The sequence below is a fragment of the Chromohalobacter sp. HP20-39 genome (assembly GCF_033052815.1).
GTDB lineage: Bacteria > Pseudomonadota > Gammaproteobacteria > Pseudomonadales > Halomonadaceae > Chromohalobacter.
Map to the genome: position 1 here is coordinate 1 of NZ_JAWHTP010001197.1, position 233 is coordinate 233.

At 59.2% G+C, this 233-nt stretch carries 1 pseudogene; it reads right to left on the reverse strand.

Features of this window, described 5'->3' with window-relative positions:
* Positions 1 to 217: pseudogene (locus RVY79_RS21685) on the reverse strand (hydrolase); the annotation flags it as partial.
* Positions 218 to 233 lie beyond the last annotated feature (16 nt).

Consider the following 233-nt stretch of genomic DNA (forward strand, 5'->3'; position numbering starts at 1 on the left):
TGTTCTTGGCCAGCGCGTCGCGCACCTTCTGGTCATCCCACGAGTTCATCGAGGTGCGTTCGAGCAGTTCCTTGCCCGGGAATACGTCGAGCAGCTCAGGGTAGGTGTAGCCGGAGAAGCTCTCGCTCTCGACGGTGGTGATGGTGGTGGGGATGTTGAAGATCTTCGCCGCCTTGGCAAGGCCGACGGTGTTGTTCTTCAGCGTTTGTCGATCCATCGATTGCACGCCGAAG